The sequence below is a fragment of the Parasphingorhabdus sp. genome (genome assembly GCF_965233695.1).
Taxonomy (GTDB): Bacteria; Pseudomonadota; Alphaproteobacteria; order Sphingomonadales; family Sphingomonadaceae; genus Parasphingorhabdus.
Genome location: NZ_OZ247497.1, coordinates 3,144,481 through 3,164,561, shown reverse-complemented (window position 1 = coordinate 3,164,561; position 20,081 = coordinate 3,144,481). Strand labels below are relative to the sequence as shown.

17 protein-coding genes are annotated in these 20,081 nt (G+C 52.8%); 2 read left to right on the top strand and 15 right to left on the bottom strand.

Annotated elements, in window-relative coordinates; genetic code table 11:
* Positions 1-304: 304 nt before the first annotated feature.
* The 9 genes from ACO6S1_RS15040 to ACO6S1_RS15000 all read right to left on the bottom strand — a co-directional run bounded on the left by ACO6S1_RS15040 (position 305) and on the right by ACO6S1_RS15000 (position 10,291).
* Positions 305-649, bottom strand: a complete 345-nt coding sequence (locus tag ACO6S1_RS15040; RefSeq protein ID WP_422343429.1) for a single-stranded DNA-binding protein — start codon at positions 647-649, stop codon at positions 305-307.
* Between the two features lie 519 nt (positions 650-1,168).
* Positions 1,169-4,408, bottom strand: coding sequence for a DEAD/DEAH box helicase (locus ACO6S1_RS15035; protein ID WP_422343428.1), 3,240 nt, complete (start codon positions 4,406-4,408; stop codon positions 1,169-1,171).
* Entirely contained in the window at positions 4,401-5,249 is an 849-nt protein-coding gene (locus tag ACO6S1_RS15030; protein ID WP_422343427.1) for a hypothetical protein, read from the bottom strand. Before ACO6S1_RS15030 ends, ACO6S1_RS15035 begins: the two co-directional genes overlap by 8 nt.
* Before the next feature lie 357 nt (positions 5,250-5,606).
* Positions 5,607-6,962 carry a dihydrolipoyl dehydrogenase family protein gene (locus tag ACO6S1_RS15025; RefSeq protein ID WP_422343426.1) on the bottom strand — a complete coding sequence of 452 codons (1,356 nt, stop codon included), beginning with the start codon at positions 6,960-6,962 and terminating at the stop codon, positions 5,607-5,609.
* Between the two features lie 236 nt (positions 6,963-7,198).
* The gene (locus ACO6S1_RS15020) at positions 7,199-7,573 is read right to left on the bottom strand and encodes a hypothetical protein (protein ID WP_422343425.1); all 375 of its coding nucleotides are present in this window, start codon (positions 7,571-7,573) and stop codon (positions 7,199-7,201) included.
* A gap of 32 nt (positions 7,574-7,605) precedes the next feature.
* Positions 7,606-7,953 carry a MerC family mercury resistance protein gene (locus ACO6S1_RS15015; protein WP_422346168.1) on the bottom strand — a complete coding sequence of 116 codons (348 nt, stop codon included), beginning with the start codon at positions 7,951-7,953 and terminating at the stop codon, positions 7,606-7,608.
* A 121-nt stretch (positions 7,954-8,074) separates the two neighbouring features.
* Positions 8,075-9,502 (bottom strand): mercury(II) reductase, encoded by a 1,428-nt coding sequence (merA, locus tag ACO6S1_RS15010; RefSeq protein WP_422343424.1) that lies wholly within the window; start codon positions 9,500-9,502, stop codon positions 8,075-8,077.
* Between the two features lie 35 nt (positions 9,503-9,537).
* Positions 9,538-9,882 (bottom strand): heavy-metal-associated domain-containing protein, encoded by a 345-nt coding sequence (locus tag ACO6S1_RS15005; protein WP_422343423.1) that lies wholly within the window; start codon positions 9,880-9,882, stop codon positions 9,538-9,540.
* Between the two features lie 10 nt (positions 9,883-9,892).
* Positions 9,893-10,291 carry a mercuric transporter MerT family protein gene (locus tag ACO6S1_RS15000; protein ID WP_422343422.1) on the bottom strand — a complete coding sequence of 133 codons (399 nt, stop codon included), beginning with the start codon at positions 10,289-10,291 and terminating at the stop codon, positions 9,893-9,895.
* Positions 10,292-10,355: 64 nt separating this feature from the next.
* Here ACO6S1_RS15000 and ACO6S1_RS14995 point away from each other — a divergent pair, with 64 nt between their 5' ends.
* Entirely contained in the window at positions 10,356-10,754 is a 399-nt protein-coding gene (locus ACO6S1_RS14995) for a MerR family transcriptional regulator (RefSeq protein WP_422343421.1), read from the top strand.
* Between the two features lie 267 nt (positions 10,755-11,021).
* Here ACO6S1_RS14995 and ACO6S1_RS14990 read toward each other — a convergent pair whose 3' ends face one another.
* The 4 genes from ACO6S1_RS14990 to ACO6S1_RS14975 all read right to left on the bottom strand — a co-directional run bounded on the left by ACO6S1_RS14990 (position 11,022) and on the right by ACO6S1_RS14975 (position 15,300).
* The gene (locus ACO6S1_RS14990; protein WP_422343420.1) at positions 11,022-12,218 is read right to left on the bottom strand and encodes a tyrosine-type recombinase/integrase; all 1,197 of its coding nucleotides are present in this window, start codon (positions 12,216-12,218) and stop codon (positions 11,022-11,024) included.
* Positions 12,215-13,324: a tyrosine-type recombinase/integrase gene (locus tag ACO6S1_RS14985; protein WP_422343419.1), complete on the bottom strand. Its 1,110-nt coding sequence runs from the start codon at positions 13,322-13,324 to the stop codon at positions 12,215-12,217. The genes ACO6S1_RS14990 and ACO6S1_RS14985 overlap by 4 nt, the downstream gene beginning before the upstream one ends.
* A 369-nt stretch (positions 13,325-13,693) precedes the next feature.
* Entirely contained in the window at positions 13,694-14,746 is a 1,053-nt protein-coding gene (locus tag ACO6S1_RS14980; protein ID WP_066740590.1) for a relaxase/mobilization nuclease domain-containing protein, read from the bottom strand.
* On the bottom strand, positions 14,746-15,300 hold the full coding sequence (locus ACO6S1_RS14975) for a hypothetical protein (RefSeq protein WP_422343418.1): 555 nt from the start codon (positions 15,298-15,300) through the stop codon (positions 14,746-14,748). The genes ACO6S1_RS14980 and ACO6S1_RS14975 overlap by 1 nt, the downstream gene beginning before the upstream one ends.
* Positions 15,301-16,370: 1,070 nt before the next feature.
* Here ACO6S1_RS14975 and ACO6S1_RS14970 point away from each other — a divergent pair.
* Complete coding sequence (locus ACO6S1_RS14970; RefSeq protein WP_422343417.1) at positions 16,371-17,012, top strand: hypothetical protein; 642 nt, start codon at positions 16,371-16,373, stop codon at positions 17,010-17,012.
* A 170-nt stretch (positions 17,013-17,182) separates the two neighbouring features.
* On the opposite strand, the gene ACO6S1_RS14965 is transcribed toward ACO6S1_RS14970, so the two are convergent.
* Together ACO6S1_RS14965 and ACO6S1_RS14960 are read right to left on the bottom strand one after the other, a co-directional pair.
* On the bottom strand, positions 17,183-17,506 hold the full coding sequence (locus tag ACO6S1_RS14965) for a DUF736 domain-containing protein (protein WP_066740585.1): 324 nt from the start codon (positions 17,504-17,506) through the stop codon (positions 17,183-17,185).
* A gap of 661 nt (positions 17,507-18,167) precedes the next feature.
* A complete protein-coding gene (locus tag ACO6S1_RS14960) occupies positions 18,168-19,961 on the bottom strand; it encodes a ParB/RepB/Spo0J family partition protein (RefSeq protein WP_422343416.1) in 1,794 nt (597 codons plus the stop codon).
* Between the last annotated feature and the right edge of the window lie 120 nt (positions 19,962-20,081).

Below are 20,081 nucleotides of genomic sequence, written 5' to 3'. Positions count from 1 at the left end.
GCCTTCATCGACCCCAAACTTGCCAATGACGTTGGCATGATCTTTTTGAGGGATCGGAACTTCAATTTTTCGCGGATGTGACTCGCCAAAGATGTGGTCCGTTTGAACGCTGAAAATTGCTTTCTGGTAACAAATAGCCATCATACTAATCCCATTTGCCGATCTATTTTGATCGACAGATTGACATTCGAAAATGCACCGTTTCTGATCCAAAAACGACCTTTGAAACCACATCAAGAAAGGAAAAAAAGAGGCCCGGTAGCGCATGCTACCGAGCCTCGGAATGTGATGATGATACTGTCTGTTAGTCGGCAGGTTTGGCTTTCGCCTTGGAAAGAAAATCAACCTGTTCGGCAATGATTTCACAGCCGTAACGGGTAACGTTCTTATCGTCCGTCCACTTGGTATAATGGATACGTCCTGTTACCATTATCATGGCACCTTTTGTGACGTGCTCGGCAACACATTTTCCGATACCGTTGAAGCAGGTAATGCGATGCCATTCAGTTTCCTGTTGACGTTCGCCTTCGCTGTCTTTGAAGCTGCGCGTTGTTGCCAAAGAGATGTTTGTAATGGTTGCGTCTGATTTGGTTTCGCGAACCTCTGGATCGTTTCCTACGAAGCCTACGAGTGTGACTGTGTTTTTCATTTGATAATACCTTTCGAAGCTATCTATTCTGTCCAAGGGACCATCCCTTTGACTAAGCCCCGAAAGGTCCGGCTGGGGTCTGAACTGCACTGAACGAAGTGAAGGAAACCCCGCTCGAAGGGGTGGTGCGGGCAGCAACGCGAAGCGGTGCAACACGGCCCTGAAGATGCGCGGGTTGCCGTCCAGGCACCATCCGGACAGGGGCGCTTTTTAGTCATGGAAGGGGATGTGGGCTTGGACAGTTGTCAGCTAACGATTGGTTTCCTGAAGCACATCGCAATTATGGTTGTTTGGATGGTCATTCGGAATTCTGGAATCGATGCTGAGAGTACAATCGAATTGTCTCAGCGGAATTTTGAAATTGTCCAGTCAAACAGCAATTATTGGATGGTTTGTTGACAGGCAGCTTTTGGATGGCCGGCGGACGACGCGGATATTCAAAAGGATTGTTCGGAAAGGCAGGTATGCGCCTCAGTTTCAAACATTTAATGTAGCTCAGCACGCCCCATAACCGGCCATCTAGTCAAATGACTCGAACACATCATCGAACCGGGTGGCCCATGCTTTGTGAACCTGCACGCGGCTCAAGAGGACTTTGCGATCAGCAGCGAAGAAGATCATCTCTGGCGAAAGATACCCTTTACGCAGCAGAGTTCCCATGCTCTCGATTAACTGACGATCAATGTCTTCGCGCTCGTCTAACGGTACAATTTCACTGAGCACATGAGCCACCAATCCGAGTGTGAACGACATGCCTCTTGGGATAACACTTCCAATGAGTTCGCGCGCACGTGGGCAGCGAATTTCAGTCGGGCTCCCACCGATTGGTTTTCCACCCAAAACCAGCTCGATCGACTGAACTGTTTCTCCCGTCACCCAGGCGACAAGGGCGTCGCAAATCTTGTCGAGGTCTTCATTTCGAACATTGCTAGTCTTGGGCCTCCCGCAGGCGGCTAGAATGTTGCCGTTAATATCTATTAGGAGCGACGCACGCGCGACTTCGTCGTCTTTGAACCAGTCCAATGACCACTCCAGCCAGCCGACTAGATCGACAGGTAACGAATTCAAACCTGCCAGCAAGCGCGCCTTCAAACCCAAAAGCAAAGTCGCTGACAATCCGCTCTGAGTGGCTAATGCAGCTATAGTCGTGTCAAGCCCATCGACTTTCTGGCTCGCAATCGCAGCTCTCAATTGCGCGACCTTTACGTCAAATTCCGCAAGCTCTTTGCGTCGTTGAGCAGCAAATGCGCCTAGTGATCTGCCGAGATCGAAGATGTGAGAGCTCGTGTAAGACTCTACACTTTCCAGCGCAGCCATTCGGTTCACGGTGTAGGCGACATCCGGATCAGTTGCTTGCCCCGCCATGAGACGGTCAAGGACAACTTCGAGAGGGTCATTGACCCTCACACAGTGATCATCTTCAGGAATGAGAGTTTCCAGTTTAGAGACCACGGTGTGGTCAAATGGCTGCCCTGGCTTATACTGAATAATCGGCTCGGGAATGAGCAACACTAGTCCATTGGCTAGATGGCCTGCACGCCCCGCTCTGGCGGCAGCGTTCAAAATTTCATGAGCTTCCAACGCTTCGCGCCCCTCACCGCCCGCCCTCTTGTCACCAGCCAAGATCGCAAGTTGGGCGGGCAAATTTAGTCCCTGCGCCAAGGTTGGAGTGGCAACGATTACCTGCGCGCCGTTTGGCCGCTTAAACATCTTCTCGGCAAGGTCGCGTTCCAGTCTCAGCATAGCAGAGTTATGCGGAACGGCAGCGGATGGTCCGGAAAGTAATGAATGAGCTAGATCACCCAGTTCTTCCGCCAGCGCATCCCACCGGGCTTGCTCTGCGTCGGTTGGTGCAAGTTGCGTTGCCAACTGTTCGGAAATATCTTTGGCGACCTTAACAGCATCGTTCTTCGTATTGACGAAAACTATGGTCTTTAGCCCACGGCCTGCGGCAGCTGCCGCAAGGTCAACCGCAACTTGGTTTGAGTTAGGGGTCACCCGAAGTGAGCCATAGTTGATGTTACCGGCGAGCGTAACTTTGTCTTCGAGAATCTGCGTTGTGATGATCCATGCCCGTGAACGATCCTGCGAGAGCCAGTTATGCTGCAAGCCCCAGATGGCATATGGTGTTGCGACAAGTTCTCTAGCGGCAGGTTTCCTAAGCGAAGCCGCTTCTTTATTTAGTCGTTTGTTTTCTGATTGTTGCTTTTCGTTTGCTCTCAGTCTGGACTCTCTCACCTCGTCCTGATTGTACATAACAACGCCGGGTGCTTGCCGACTCGGCTTCCAAACTAGATCGACAGGGATACTTGGTCGTCCAGTAAGACTGCCAAGCCATTGCGAAAGCTCCTCTCCGTTCTTCAACATAGCCGATAAGAAGAGAATGTCTGCCTCGGGTGCGACATGATTGAAGCCAAGGACGCAAAGCATAGCGTCGAGGGCTCTACGTATTTTCCCGCTTTCCGGACTCAGAAGGTGACATTCATCAAAAACGAGTAGCCCCACATCTTGAAATGCTTCTGGCGCAAACGAGAGCATAGCTAGACATCGCTCGGGTGTCATGACCTCGATACCCTGAAAAGTCGCATCCTCTTGCATCAAAAGATCGAAATCGTTCGACACGGTCGAGCCGAGGATATCTGCTGGGAACATTTCCTGAAGGTCTTCGGTCAGTTGCTCGACCAGCGCATGCGTTGGCGCAAGAAAGGCTACTTTCTTCCCCCGAGCCAATGCTCCGGCAATCTTCAGAGCGGAAACGGTGGTCTTTCCTGCTCCGGTTGGTAAAACGACGACAGCAGAGACCCCTGTTTCGTAAAACTTCTGCGTAATTGCCTTGCGATGGTTTGGCCAAACGTAAGGGAATTTTTGGGCTCGGAAGCGAAGCCACTTGACCCAAGTGGCCTGATCGGAGCCTTGCGGAGACGGGGTATTGAAAAGACTAGCGACCAAGAGTGAGTCGCTGGCTCCTAGCAAGAGTGAGGCCAGGTGATGCGGACCAGGAAATGAAACCAGCATATCGGAGGCACCAACTGATTCATCGAATGCTTGGGTTGCCGCTGAAAGATCATAGACTTTCTGAAAGGCTTGTTGCGCTGCCTCAAACCTACCACCTGTCTGCACGGGAGTCTCGGCTCGCAACATCTGCGCAGCTAGCATCTCGATCCCAGCGCAAAGCGTTTCCAAAAGAGCGGCAAGCGCCCGTTCTTCAAGGTCGCTATGCGCCAAGGGTCGCCGCCATCTCTGTGCACGCTCCAGAATTGAATTTAGTTTTCCCGTTGCGAGGTCGAAGAGATGCTCGGACAGTATCGTAGCCTCGTAGGTCTGCTGCTCGCGATCACGACGTATGAAAGTGGCCGCTTCATTAGCATCGGCATATTGTTCCGCAGTGAGGAAAAGCACAACTGCCGCGAGGCTGGGATCGAGGCGATCCCTGTCGATATTGGCAGGAAAATTGGCCTCATCGGACACGAGATTAACTAGCCTTCGCGCGATAATCTGCTGGGCAGTAGCAGCTACGAATGCCGCAGCTGCCTTGGCGTCGGAGCTAGGTTGGATCGAAACAGCCAGTTCATAGGTGTCAGCGATACGCTCCAAAGTCCAAGCATCGTCCTCAACTGACCTCTCGTCAGTCACACCCCTTAACCGAATGGATACAAGCTCCGCGTAGTGACGTGTCAAAATTGCCGGCAGGTTAGCAGGATCGAGCCCAGGCATCGCCGGCGCAGATCTGAGAATTCTCGCTGTTTCAGCATCAAACATCGCCGACTTCTCCTTCGAAGCTGTCGATGTAAGAGACTGCCACCTGCGCTAATCGTTCGAACCAGTTTCGCAATTCTGGTGGGACGACCAAACATGCACCAAGCCGTTGACCTTGAGTGATGTCCTTGATTTTCGCGTAGTTCGCGAAAATATCTTTTCGAGCATCTTGGCTATCGGATGCGTCTGTGACTGCCATCGCAGCACGGTATCTACGCCTCGCTCGATCCGTCACTGCCGCCGCAAGCTGTGCTGAATTACCCTCACTGATACCAGCCATACGGAGCAGAACTGTCGCTGCTGAAACGATTTCAGCACTGCGCTTGTTATCATGCCGATCCTGGAACGCAGGTATAACCTTGTACTGAAAGGTGCTTATCGGATCGTCACTGCATTTATCTTCAAAAACCGTGGTCATCTGAACGTCTGATTTGTCAGCGGACAATTCGAGCATCAGGCCGTCAAGCCCTTGGGAAGTTGCGCTAATGTGGGGGTCTTTCATGAAGCATCCTGCCCCATAGACTTGTCGGGCAGCGATCCATGAAATTGCTTCGAAGATGAAGCCGTCTCTTTGAACTCTTGGATATCCGATCCGAGGAGTCTGTTTTTGCTCTTGAACGGTCAGGCGGATTTTGGCTTCAGTTCCCAATTCCGGAGTAGTGAACGCCGGAGCCGCCGCCGACAATTCCTGTAAGATGTGCGCTGCTTGTGCCGCCTGCCCCATCGCAATAATGGCAATTATGCGCGACAGTTCGACTTCATCATTGGCTACCCACCTCTCTCCGGTGCAGTCGGCGTCTATAGGACATAACGATGTAGTGAGTGGAAACTGAGCTAAAACCATGTCAATCCACCTACTTTAATTTGAAGAACACCAAAAGATGTCAGCTTCTTACACTAGTCGCGTAGAGTATTCGACTTAATGTGTATTTAAAATGGGCGTATTGGAAAGCGAGCCCAGCTAAACGCCCGCTTCAATAGATACTCTAGCCAAAACCGGACACTTCCTGCCATCGTTGAATGACCGACAATGGGGTGGGAAGCTGCCATTCGATTGATCCGATTGCGAAGGCTGCTTTTGGGCCGATTGCGGACTGGCGGCTTCCAATGTTCGGTTCTGCGAAAGCAGACATCATCGGTTTGTTTGCTTTAAAGGCCTCCAACGATCTAATTGCGATCTTCAAAGTTATAGCAGTTTACCTCACAACATCGAGCCAACATCAGAACCAACTGACGGATAGGCGCTGACCATTTTTTTCAGGTCGCTCGTGGTCAAATCAAGGCGCATCGCAAGACTAAAAAAATTGATGATTTCGGCATATTCCGGCCCCAGTAAATGCGCGCCCAATATTTTATCGGTTTCATCATCGATAATCACCTTGGTCGCGGCGCAAGTCTCTCCTACGCGAAGATTGGAATACCAACCGCTTGTGTCGTTTGTGGCAATACGCAGCTTGTAACCCGCAGCTTTTGCTTCTTCTTCCAGCATTCCCACCCGCGCCAATTCGGGTATCGTAAACACGACCGTTGGCACGCCTTCATAGTCTGGTTTGGCATGATTGCCTTTCAGCATATTTGACGCAGCCACCTTGCCTTCAAACACGGCCACCGGCGTGAGCGGCGCACCTTTGGTGTCCGCTGCATCCCCCGCTGCATAGATTGACGGATTGGAGATACTTTGCAGAAATTCGTTCACTTTGACTCCGTGGGCATTGGATTCGACGCCTGCCTTGCCCAGATCAAGACCATCGATCGCAGGAACGCGCCCCGCGCCATGCACGATCAAATCAGCTGAATATTTTTGGGTTTTACCGTCGACGTCGAGAGTCACCGAATAGCCGCTATCTTCTTGGGCGATGGAGATGAGATTGGTCTTCTGAACGACCTCAATTCCTACCTCTTTGCTTCGCTCGAGCAATTTGTCGACAAGGTCGGGATCAAAGCCCTTGAGCGGACGCTCGCCACGATCAATAATGTGCACGTCGCTGCCCGCGCGCGCCGCGATATGAGCGAACTCAAAAGAGATGAAGCCGCCACCAACAAACAGGATTTTTTTCGGAAGGCTCTCTAATTCCAGAAATTCCGTGCTATCGATGAGATACTGCGCCCCGGGCACGTCAATTTTCCGTGGCTTTGCACCGGTTGCAATCAGTATCTTCTTCGCTTGCAGCCGTGTTTTACCGTCAACCGCGATTATGTTCTTACCGATAAATTTTGCGCTGCCGTGCAGTGTTGTCACACCATTTTTATCAAGGCCGGATTCAATTTTCGGTGGCATTTTATCAGTGAATGTCCGCTTGAACGCCATCAGGTCCGACCAGTTGATGGCCAAGTTGCCGGGTTCAATGCCCTTGCCGTTCATCAAGGACGCAGCGTCGATTATTTCTGCGCCGCGCCTCAGCATCTTCTTGGGGTCACATCCCCTAAGCGCGCATGTGCCGCCATAGGGGAGTTCATCCACAACTGCGACGGACCAGCCCGACGAGGCGCATTTGTTGGCCGCGTTGACTGCCGCCATACCGACGCCGATGACGATGAGATCGAAAGACTGGGTCATGATTGGTTCCTTGATAAGTGATATTAGGACTAACGGGTGGAGCGGCTGCGGGTTCCGCGACGATTGATGGAGATGCCCTCAGGGAAGATGAGGTCAAGAGGGTAAACGCTGAAATTTGGCATCTAAGTCTCGGAGGACTTTGTTTCGATTCGCCATCGCACTTCTGCGATATATGCTTGACGTGAAAACAGATCGCGCTCGTTTCATCGCCTCACACTCCTTTGTAAGGCATGACCCTAACAGCACGCCGCGTCTGGCCTATCAAACAGACCCTTGAAATCGGTTTTTCCGCTCAAGCGATCAAGATAGAAGTCTGGATCTTTTGCAAAAACCTCTGCGCAATGGGGGCAGCGACAGAAACGAATTTCCTGCCCGTTGTGGAGCACAGGAACCGTGTAAGCGGTCGGCTTTTCAGCGAGACACGCAGGACAGACATGGATATCCCTAACCTCTTCGACAAAGCGCTTTGGATGTTTCTGGAAAATATCGGCGCAACCCTGGCAACAGAAGAAATACACGATCTCATTATAGATGGCCTGTGCCGCATGGTCGTCGGTAATTCCAAGCCGCACCAAAGAGCAGCCGCAGGTGGGACAAATTTTAACGTTCATTACGCTTGGCTTCCTATCGCGTTTCATATTTCTTATGCCGTAGCCTTGGGAACAGGGCATCGCCTTAACGGAGGTGATACGATGTCGAAAATTGAGGACCCAATCATGAATGCCAACCCAACATAGAATACGGCATTGCTCCAGCCTGCCGACCAGAATAGGTAGAATTTTGCCAATACCAAAACTGGCCCAATCAGGCTCAATATCCCGCGCCAAATGATGCGGTGGCGATTGAACAAATAAAGATTGGCAATCAGGGCAATGACGACAAAAATTGGCAATAGCCGGGTGATAATTAGACCTTCATAATGGTCCAACCATCCCAGGCCCAGCGAAGCCCCAAGGGCGGCAATGGCCGGAAAACAGTTTGCGCAACCCATTGCTGCGACAATGGCACCGATTGCGCCCGCGCCACTCCCGGTATTAGAAGCAACATTGGCCGCGCTTTCTGTCTCAATATCAGTTTTCATATGCTAGTCCTTTATCCACGTCCTGCCAGAACTATCCCGCGCAGCAGGAGAGCTTGGTAATATCTTTGTCGAATGTCTGGGCAGCTAACTTTAATCCTTCGACGGTGGTAAGATAGGGGAATATTGTTTCCCCAAGCGCTTTTGCCGTCATCCCGAATTTCAGGGCCATTACCAGCGTCTGGATGCTGTCCGAACCCTCGGGAGCCATAATCTGACCACCCAGCAATTTGTCGGTTTTTCTGTCGGCCACTAGCTTAATTAGGCCTCTCGTATCGCGAGCCGCCAATGCCCGCGGCACCTGATCCAACGGGACTACAGATGTCTTAACGTCAAATCCCGCTTCCCGTGCTTCGGCTTCACTCAAACCCACCCCTGCAATCTGTGGATCGGTAAAGACAACCCACGGCATGGCCGAATTATCATATGATTCCGACCCCATAGCTACCGCATTCAAGGCAGCAAGCTTGGCACCATAAGCGGCCATATAAACAAATTGATCGCGGTTGGTCACATCACCTGCCGCATATATATCTGGGTTGGACGTTTGCATGTTGTCACCAACAACAATCGCACCGCGCTTATCAAGCGCAACGCTGACGTCTTCGAGACTCAACCCTTCTGTATTCGGTGTCCGGCCTGTCATCACAGCTAGAGCGTCGGCGGTGAGTTCACGCCGTTCGCCTTCATGCTCGATACAAATCGTGACGCCAGACGCATCTTGCCGACAAGCATCGTAGGTGCTTCCGCAATATATGGTGATATCTTCGGCGCGGAAAGATTCAGTCAGTGCATCCGAGATTTCTGGCTCGGCACCCGGCAACAGACGTGAACGGCAAATGATCGTGACATCGACGCCCATCCTCGCCATCATCAAGGCCAGTTCTGATCCGATATAGCCGCCGCCAATGAAAATCAGGCTCTTGGGCAATATTTGCAAATCGAGTAATTCGGTGCTGTCGAGGGTTGAAACCTCGTCAATCCCTTTGATGGGAGGGAGAGAAGGACGACCACCCGTCGCGACAATGATCTTTGGTGCCTGTATCAAGCGTTCGCCAATTCGAACTCCGCCCTCGACGATGCGAGCTGGCCCTTCATCGAAATAATCGATGTTCTCATATTCGGGTAACAGATCGGCATATTTCTTTTGCCGCAATCCATCAACGAGATCATCTTTCGACGTTACGAGCTGTGCCCAGTTTTCTACTCGGGCATCCCCCGCGATTCCGGGAAAGCGACTTGCTGATTTGGCACCATGAATAGCCTCTGCGGCGCGTATCATCGCTTTGGATGGAACGCACCCGACATTGACGCAGGTGCCGCCAATCGCGCCGTGACCTATTAAGGCAACCTTTGCTCCGCTTCCCGCTGCTGTAATCGCAGCCGAAAAGCCCGCTGACCCGGCACCCACGACAGCAAGGTCGTAGCGTCCGCCATTATCTGACGCGCAATAGTCGTTCATATTAATTCATTTCTTTGGTTAGGATCTAAACAATCTTACTGTGCGGCGGCGATTTTCGCTGGGTAACCCGCATTTGTCGATGCAGAGGCAATGGCCGATTCATTGGTGCGCTTTGGATCAAACGTCACTTTTGCGGTTTTTGATTGAAAATCAACATCGACAGAAGACACGCCGCTAACCTTGCCCATGGCCTTCTTGACCGTGATCGGACAGGTCGCACAGGTCATCTTTTCTATATTGAATGTTTCGGTTTTCAGTGCACTCTGGGATGCCGCCTCTGCAACGGCCTGTGTGCCAGAAGTTGGAAACAATGCCATTGCTCCTAGTCCGCCTGCTCCAAGAGCTACAACGACTGAAAATATAATATAAGCGCGTTTCATAAATTATCTCCTAGTAGAAAAATGGTGCCCACCAATCGATTGTGATGGATAGAGCGATGAGTAATGTTCCCACCCAAAGGGCGGTTTTTGTGATGATTGATGATTGTGGTCGGGCACAATAGGACCCGTCTTTGCAGGCAGGTTTTGCGCGGAAATATACATGCCAGAAACCGGCCGCCAAAAATCCGAGGGTTACGGCCACAAAATACCACTTATAGGGTTCGAGCGCGGTAAGATTGCCAATCCATGCGCCGCTTACGCCAAGTGTAACAAGGACGAGCGGTGCAATACAGCAGGACGATGCCAATATGGCCCCGGCGATGCCGCCAACAGCCCACCAGCTACGTTTGTCCGGCGGTTGATCGGGCATTTCTATCTGAACAGTCTCTGGCAAAATGTTATCTTTCATTGCAATTGATCTTCGATGGAAACAACTATACTCTCTGTAGTAACTACAGGAACAAGGACTTTTTATGCAACCATCTGTCAAGCGCGGAAAACTGGCCAAAATCGCCGGCTGCAACATCGAAACGATACGATATTACGAAAATATCGAGCTGTTACGCGCCGTTGATCGCACTAGCAGTGGTCACAGAGTCTATTCGCTCGACGATCAGGCTAGGCTACGCTTCATTTTGCGAGCGCGGGAACTCGGTTTCTCAATCGCTGAACTGAGAGGGCTGCTCAGTTTGGTCGATTCCCACGAATATACGTGCGGCGAAGTGCTGGCCGTAACCAACGATCATATTGCCAGCATTCAACGAAAAATATCCGACTTGAAACGGTTGGAGCAAACACTGTCGGACATGGCGCAGAAATGTGATGGCGGAGAAGTGCCGGACTGCGCCATCGTCGACACAATGTTTCAATGAGGATGGCTCAGCCTGAGGCCCACTTTTTGGACAAAGCAGACATTCCAAACGGCTTATCATGACGACCACTCGCCACCCAGATGTGGTCATTATGGCGAGACTGCATCGAGTTCAGGCAATGACAGGCTCCGGAAACGAGCGTCGGCCTTGGGAATGACGACAATTGGGGCGCGAAGCGGACATAAGATCAGATTGTTGTAATCAACCGCTTCTGAGTCGGAAACGGAAGGGCAGCTTTTTCATGTGCAACGCTCCAAAACTGCAACTCTAATTTCTGGCGTTGTAAACCACATTATCTACCAAATCTCCAATCCGGTCCGCCGCCTCCAGCACGCTCCCATCATCCAGATGTGCATATCTCGCCGTCGATTGCACACTCGCATGACCAAGCAGCTTGCTAATCATCGGCAATGTCTCTGACATAGCCGCCGCGTGGCTGGCGAAACTGTGGCGCAGATCGTGCAAGCGCACATGATTGAGGTTGCTATGCTCGCGTACCCTTCGCCAAACATAGGAGACACTTGCGGTCAAATCGGACATGCCCTCAAAAGCAAACACCCGTTTCTGACCCGGTTTTCTCGGAAGGTTTGCGATCAACTCACGAACCTCATCACCGATCCAGACCGTGCGCGGCCCGGTTTTGCTGTCAGTGAGTTGCAAGCGATTACCCCTCACCTCGCCCCAAGTGAGTTTGAGAATTTCGCTTCTGCGGCATCCGGTTAGTGCTAATACTTTCAACGCGGTCACCTGAACCGGGAATTCAGATTTCAGCTCTTTAAACGCCCTGCCCAGTCTCCCCAGTTCGTCATTGGACAGAAAGCATTCGAGTTTCTTGCGTCTGTTCGGCCTGATACCGCGACAGGGATTAGAACCTTCTTTCATATATCCCCATTGTTCGGCTTTATGGAACGCCGCATTCAATATCGACATCGCCCGATTTGCTGCACCCGGACCTCCGGTATCACTGACCCAGGTAAACCATTTCAACACATCCGCCTTGTCGATTTCGTCGATGAACTTTCTCTTGAAGGCAGAACCCAGATAATTCTTGCGATAACTGTCATGGGTTTTAAGCGTGAGCGGCTTCCAGCCCGGACTGGCTTTATGCCAATATTCTTCGAGGAAAATATCATAGCGCGGTGCAGAACGAATACGCGCTCGTTCTTCTGCTGGATTGTCGCCGGTCTGCGCGCGCAACAAGATGCGCTTGGCAACGTCTATTGCTTCGGCCTTGGTCAGCACGCTGGCATTACCCAGCGTCACCAGACGCTGCTTTCCCGCCATTGTCGTTTGAAGGACATAAACCTTTTTACCTGATCCATGATGCCGGATTCCAAATCCGGGCAAAGTCAATGACCAGACGGTGCGGCGCGGTCGCCCTAGCTTGGTGTCGCCCCTGAATTTGACTATACCTACAGCGGCAAGTTCTTCAGAAACAATACGAGTGAGACTATGAGCGGTCATCGGCTGCCTCCCATTGCAGAGGCAATTGACAAACAGACCCGCGAAGCTGAATCCTGAATGGTCTCATCCGCCAGATGCGCATATCGCGCAGTCGTTTCCGGCAAAGCGTGTCCAAGCAGTTTGCCGATTACTAGTAGCGAGATGCCGTCCCTGATCGCCAGTGAAGCAAAGCTGTGGCGCAGATCATGCAATCTGACATCAGGGATAGCTGCATGATGCCGAATTACCGGCCACGAGTTTACGATGGATATCGGTTTGTCAGGGATAGTGGGACTTGGGAATAGCAGGCCGGATTGCTTCTTGCCCGGTATTGCATCCAGCATCGCCCGTGCCTGTGTATTGAGATAGATGGTTTTTGGGCCGGTCTTGCTATCGGGCAGCATCAATCTAGGCGGTTTTACATATTCCCATCGGAGCGTCTGGATTTCTGCAAAGCGCGCACCGGTATATATCAGCAACCAGATAATGGTCACTGATCCGGGAAAGCGATCTTTGAGTGCGTTCAGGCTGGTTGCAAGGCGGCGATATTCAGTCGGCGTCAGATACCGTTCTTTCAGTTGCGTCTTGTAACGCGGCGTTCCCCGGCAAGGATTGGAATCAATACGGCGATAGCCCAATTGCTCGGCATATTTCATCATTACCGATAGGACGGGAATGGCGCGATTGAAGATTTGCGGTCGAGCCGACAAGCCATCGCGAAAACGGGCAATGTCGGTTTTCTGGATTGTATCAACCGCCATCTCTCCAAAATACGGGAGAAGATAGAGTTTGAGCGCGCTTTGATTGCGAGTCTCGGTGGTAGGCTTCCAGTGCCGGGCATAATCCGCCCAGAACTCTTCGGCATAGTCAGAAAACAGCGGCGCGGATTTCATACGCGTCTTTGCTTTTGTCGGAAGCCCATCCAACTGGGCTTCCGACAAGATACGCCGCGCCTCACGCCTCGCTTGCCTGACGGACATTTTCGAAACGCTACCCAAGGTAACCGTACGCCTCACCTTGCGCTGGCGGAAACTGACTACCCAGGTCTTTCGACCACTCGCGCGAAAGCGCAGACCAAATCCGGGATATTCGGTATCCCAGATAACCCGCTCACTGCCATCACTCATCCTTCGCGCCGTGTGGCCGGTTAGTTTTGCTCGCTCGGTACGCGAGCGCCTTTTAATGATTCGAGGTGTTGTTTCTGGAGGTAGTTTGGCCGCAATCTTGGCGACCATATGGTCTTTTTCGGGGTGGCGAACGCATTCGCCATCTTCCGGTATTTTATCAACTAAATCAACTTCTTGCTTTCTTCCATGCAATGCAATTGCGTACGGTGTGCACCATGTCGGCTTAGAATACATAAATTCAACTCTACGAATGTCGGAAATTGGGCCTCGAGTGATTGAAGGCCGCGCGGAGTAACTTTCCTCCTATTAAGCAATATAGCTTGATTAAACCAACTTAGGAACGAAACCTTCCCGGCGACAATTCGACGCTCACCGACTTTTTCCTTTGTCTGGTGGAAGATGACGGGATGCGTTAATTTCTCTAACCGGAGAAGTGCGGTTCAATAATCCAGAATGATGCGCTGCAAATACTTCCGGGGTGGCATTCATCCCTTGGTGCTTGTTGAGGAACCCGCGCGCATCGCTAGCAAGATCACGATCTTCAGTTGATCCCGTCCCGTCCAGCGCAGAGACTGCTTGCCGGTAGGCCTTACGAATCTCCTCCCACCGTTCAGTGCCAAGAGCGATAAACGCTGGCAGCGCAGCCTGCCCTCGCGCGACAGCAATAGCCTGTTCATTGGTGCGCCGGTCTGCATCGGTCATCTGACCGCTTGAACCATCCCGCAGCCGCGCCCGCAATTTGACCAGCGCCATGCTTGACCCTGCTATCCCCTGCCCGCGCGCGCGCCTTGGCGTTGCTTCCGCAACAACACCGCGTGCGCGCAGTTCTCGAGCAAACTGCTCTCGCAAGCGATTAAGTTGGACCGGGCGGGGATTGAAGCGGGTTCGATCAAGGCCCTCGGCCTGCACCGTCAGATGAACATGTGGACGCGGCGTATCGGTATGAAGTGCCAAAACATAATCATGATTGTCACTGAGTTCGCTGTGGGCGAGCGCTCGAACTGCTCCCAACACCTTGTCCGGGTCGGTGCCTGCTGGCATCGAGAACACCAATGATACGGACGACACTGTTGGCCGCGACCGCCATTGTAGCGTGTCGCTCCATTCTGCTGCGCGCTCGGCAATATCCTCTTTTGAGGTAAGAATCTCTCCATCGCAACTTTCTATGTCCACGCCCCCTTTGCGCCCGATGTAATCAAGATGGGCTTTGACATGGCCGCCGCCGCGCTGGCGGCCTGTGACCTTCACCAATACTTCCGGCGCGCCGCGCACGATCCGCGACAGCTTTGCCCGCGCCGTTTTTCCATTGGCAGCTCCATAGCTTCCATAAAGCGGGATATGGAGTGACCCGTTTGGGTCATGGATATAGCGCACCCGGTATGCAGGCCTCGTCGCTTCCCATAAGGCCGATTCCAGACCCATTAGTCAGCAACCTTCCAGTAGCCCACATCGCCATGCATGGCATCACCTACGGCCGCTATCTGTTCGGAAATTTCGATCCGCATATCAGCGATCCGTCGCAGATCATTTTCGATTTTCTTGTCGCCATCATCCATCATTCGCAGATTGGCAGCCTTCATCGCCTGATTGAGATTGCGGCCAATTCGGAGCAGTTGCATCCTTATCGGAGCAAGCTCGTTAAGCAGGCCATCATCGACCCGAGATTTCAAAGCAAGGTGACGGCGCACTAGCGCCTTGATCCAACCAGACCGATTTGTTGAACGCTGCGACGCGCGGTATTCGATCACGGCAATTTCAGCATCCGTAAAGCGCAACGAGACGCGATTGCATGATGTGGACTCGGACGGTTCGATCAGCGGGCGGTCGACATTCTCTTTCAGCATCTGTTCGATCATCTGCCGCATGATTGCGCTTCGACCGCCCCGCCCTACCGCGAAACTATCGAGAGCAGCGAGCGCGCCTGTATCGAGCCTTATACTGAGCATCGCTGTGACCGGACGGGTATTTGTCGCCATTAAAATTGCCTCGTGAAACACGGGCATTGTAATACAACACGCGCCGCTAGGCATATCCTGCAATTAAGACAAATACCCTAAAACCCCCTAAGAAAAGCGCATCCAAAGCAGCAATCTTCATCGAAGATGAAGGCAGCTTTGGATGCGCTTGGGGGTGAGATTATTAAGTGCGCCTGGCAGGCGAGGCTTTTCAGGCAGACCAAAGATCGCCGCACGATTTCGTGCTGGCGTCTGGCGGTCGCGCTTCTTGATTTGGCGATCTCGGCGAACGAGCGACAGCAGCCGGTGTAAGTCTCAAGAAAAGGAACATGGGTAGCTATGGGTAGTTGACCGCCACATGATCAACCTCACTCTTGCCGCAAAGTAACATCTGACTAACTCCGGAAAATCAAGGCTATATCGCGTCAGGTTAGATCGCATCTTGAAAATCTGTCACAGGCTAACTACTATATAGGTAGTCGTCACCTACGTTGGCGCGGCCGCTGCCTTGGCGAAGGATTTCTGATCCAACGATTTTGAATACTCTTGCGACCACTTCCTTATCGGGCCGCTTGAGATGAGCAGCGCATCTCTAATTGGCCTAAGATGAGGTTGATTGCATGTTTTCAACAATAGATGGCGCAAAGAAACGCGCCAACAAACTCCACAAAATTTTTCAACGTTGCGGTTTTGAATTTCCGTTACACAAATCACAGTACGCCGTTGCGCGCGCTGGTGGCTTTCGGGACTGGCACGACTTGACGCGATCTTTGAAAAGGCAGGAAAGGGATTGCGATTCCACTGACTTTCGTCGCAAGTTGATTGAGGCTTTACCAGTGCCTTGCCATGCCCCTACACTTGCATGGCTCAATCGCGAACCCGAAGACAGGGCTTCGGACCCAGATATCCCTCCCGGCTGGCATCGTTATGTTTTTCCCTACCAGTTCGCAACGGCTGTCCGGCATCGCCATTCCCCGGCAATAAAACGTGGCTCAGGTCCGGGTCAAAACCTCCGCGAGAATATGGGTTCAGGAGTTCTCATTAATATTCATGGCGGTCGCAACCCTTACCCAAGGCTTGAGCCCGACACCTTGGCCTTCATCTTTCACGGCTCACCAGAGATGATATTTGGCATCGATTCGCAGCATTCCCGTTTTGCGCAAGAATTGCAGACACTTCAGGATGCCGGCGTCATAGAGCTGCGTCGCAACCAGGTTGTTATACTTTCACCTGATCGCGATGAAATTCACAGCCGCGTACTCGACAGCCAAATTGACAAGGCAAGACACTGGATGAGTGAGCCGGGAAATATGAAAGAGAAAGCAGACGCGCTCCGAAACGCACTCGCCGTTATCGGGATTGAAGACGCGCTTCGGCGTTCGGAAACGCTGCTCCAATATGGTAGCGATTCCTATGTCCACCGCTCCGGCCCGATCCAAGATATTCTATCAGATATTGCCGGAGCCGGTGAGGTGCTCGCGTTCGCGCGCTTCTACGAGTTCGCTGCTACCATTTGGTCACATGATGCGCGCAGGTTACGCGACCTAGTTCCAGCCAAAATTCTGAACCAATATTTTGCGGGTTATCTCGGCTTTGCCGGTTCGCCCCCATTGTTCAAATTTACAAATGACAATCCTAAATGGGCGGAAAGCCTCAAGTCGACCTTGTCAGATCCAGTCAAGTTTGAGCAAACTGTGCAACGTATGACAGAGGCTATAGAATTGGCTGCCTGAAGATATGGTATGAACTGCTCACTGCCAACTCATGTGCAGGCATTAGGCTTGACTGTCACCAAGATTCTGAAAGGCCAATCGAATAGGTTGGTTCGGAGCAAAGAATGCGCTTCAGCAAACACGGAAAAGCTCCGTCCAGCAGAACCGGACGGAGCTTGCGCGTTTGCAGATCAGTTGCCGTTCGAGCTGCGGGCGCGTGACCAGATCAGGTTGTGGGTTTTGCCATCTTCATCGGCGAACAGGCTGGCGAAGATCGGTGCGTTGAAGCTGGGATCGTCGAGTTTGATCGAAAGATACTCGCGATCTTCTTTGCTGGTCTTTGCCCAAGCTGCCCCGATTTCTGCCTTTGCCACGAAGACCCGGTGTGTCGGTGCGTTATCGTTGTCGCTTGGCTCTTCGGCGACGATGGTGACGTTTTTCTTCTGCAACATCACGGTGACGATTTCGCCGCGATAGTCGTTGCCTGTCTTTTTGAATGTTCCGATATTTGCCATGATACTTCTCCTTGGTTTGGTCGAACCCGCGCTCATTCGCGGCCTCGATGGCTGATTTCAGGCAGGGGCTTGAACCGATGCACCCGCAGGGCCGAAACGAAGTGGAGGACAGTGCAGACCGGGGTTTCTTGTTTCGCGAGGAATGCGCGTCAGCGCAGGGGAAGAAACTTTGGGCTGCACCGTTGCAGCTTGGGGCAAGAGGCGCAGCCGTCCCATGCCAATCAAAGCCATTTAAGAGGACGTGAATGAGTGCAGCCCGCCAATAGTGCCAATGAGATTTGGCGAATATAGTGACGCGTTCAATGACTGGCTCATAGACTGCGGCCGATATGACGGGGTCTGTTTGCTGAACGGAATGATCTCCGATGCTGATGCTAAGGATTACAGGAAGCACGCTGTCCCAAGTTCGGTGATGAACAAAGCCAATCGGGCGACCTGTCAAAAACCGCCACGACCGCCATAGGAGTTTTGGGCAATCGGCGGTTCGCAGCGCACTGGTTTTGCCAGCCGGTTCGTTGGTGGCGAATGCTATCCCAACAGTAAATTACTGCGCTGCTCAGCCGCATGGCGGCTGCACTCACGCCGCTGCCCCGTCCGGTTCTGCCGGACGGGGCTTTTGCGGTAATCTCGGAGCGGGCGACCAAAGCCGCCCGCTTACACTTCAAGCCGCAATCCGCTCCTCCTCGTCTTTTTCTGGCGCGGTTTCGGCAGCATCCAACGGCTCTGGCTCGGACGATTCATCATCCTCCATCATCCATTTCGCGCGCTCGGCAGCGGAAACCGTGCCGACACCGCCGCGCTCGGTATAGGCGGATGGCGGGAACGCCATCCAGCGCGGAAGCCAGTTTTCCTGTTTCTCGCGGCCATTTTCGCCAGTGAGGTGGTCACTGATAATGCCCTTCACCGTCTTGGTCTTTTCGCTGGCATTGGCAGCAGCAATGCTCGCTCCGCCAACATCCGTCAAAAGCGCGGTCAGGACTTCACGGTCGCGGACTAGATCAAAGAACGCTGCATCCGCCGTCCAATAATCCGCCATCTCCACATCAAGATGGACACCGAGGATTTCGACAAGATCGCTGCCAGCGGCCAGCGTCTCGGCCATGACAACGCCCAATATCTCCATGACCACGCTATCGGGCACATCAAGCAAACGGAGAAGCAAGCCGCTCATACCGTTTCGCGTTTCATGGCCGAGCGTAACCGTAGGTTCGTCAGCGTCAAAGCCAAGCACCGCCAGAACCGCACGGCGGCTCTCGTCAAAACGCGCCTCCGCCACGCTGGTTTCGATGCTCTCGGTAACCGCTTCCTTGCGGCTGCGCTGCTCCTGCACCTTCACATTCCACAAAGGTGAACCGCAAATCGCGTGAGCGACCATAACGCGCAGCGCAACATAGGGACTGGCCGCAAGTTCGCAGCGGACGGCAGCATGGCGGTGGAGATTGATATATTCGGTCATTGGTCCCGTGATTTCGGGACGGACGGGCTTTTCGGTGGCGCCGCTTGTTTGTCCAGTTTCCCGCGCCCGTGCTTCCTTGGCGGTCAGATAGCCTTCATGGAACGTCACCTCGCCCTTGGCGCTCACATCGATGTAAACACGCCCACCTTTGCGTTTGGTGGTCTTTTCATGGTCCCATGTCTGGAAATAGCTGTCTTGCGGAATGATCTGCACATCGCTCCAGCCATTCTCCAGATATTCCGCCTTCTTGGCTTCAATCGCGGCGGTTTGCGCTTCCCAGAACTGGTCCGCATCGGCAAAATAACCATCCTCGGCAAACAGGTCGCTGATGGTCTGGCCCTTGAAGTCCGCCATATCGAAGATCGCGGCGGACACCGAAATAGACGCGCCGCCAAACAGCCATGCTTTAAGCTGACCTCCACGCGGCGCATAGGCTTCTTCATCCTTGAACAGAGCCAGCCATGCTTTTTGCTGCGCCTTGCTGGCCAAGGTCAGATGGCGCACCGTGGCGGCATCGATTTCTTCGCGGCCATAGGCTTTGCGGATCGGCGGCAAGAGATTACCGAGCGCAAGAATGCGCCCCACTGTCTTTTCATCCATCCCGAACGTGTCGGCAATCTCTGCCGCTTTGCGGCCCTTCTTGACCAGCTGGGTAAATTGTTCCCACTGCGTCACTTCATCGGGATTTTCACGCACAAGATTCTCGATAAGCGAAGCCTCCAAGGCAGCGGCATCATCGCCTTCTTCGAGTATCGCGCAGGGGAGCGGTCCATCGCTGCCGCCTTCTTCGGCAACCGTGGTGGCCGCATGATAGCGTCGTCGTCCCGCGACAATCTCGAACGTATCGGCACTGCCATTGGGGCGCACCAGCAAGGGAACAAGAACACCCCTCACCCGCACTGAGGGCAATATATCACTTATGTCGGGCGGCTTCTTGGCGTTTCGCATATTGGCAGGTGATACCGACAGCTTGGTAAGGTCTATATTTTCAAGTTGCATTGTCTTTCTCCTTAATAGTCATTTGAGTGGATGATTGGCCCTGCTCCCGTTGCATACGGGGGTGGCGGTGGAAGCAGGGCCGGTGTTCTCGCGTAGCGGGATTGCTGCGCGAGGGTCTGC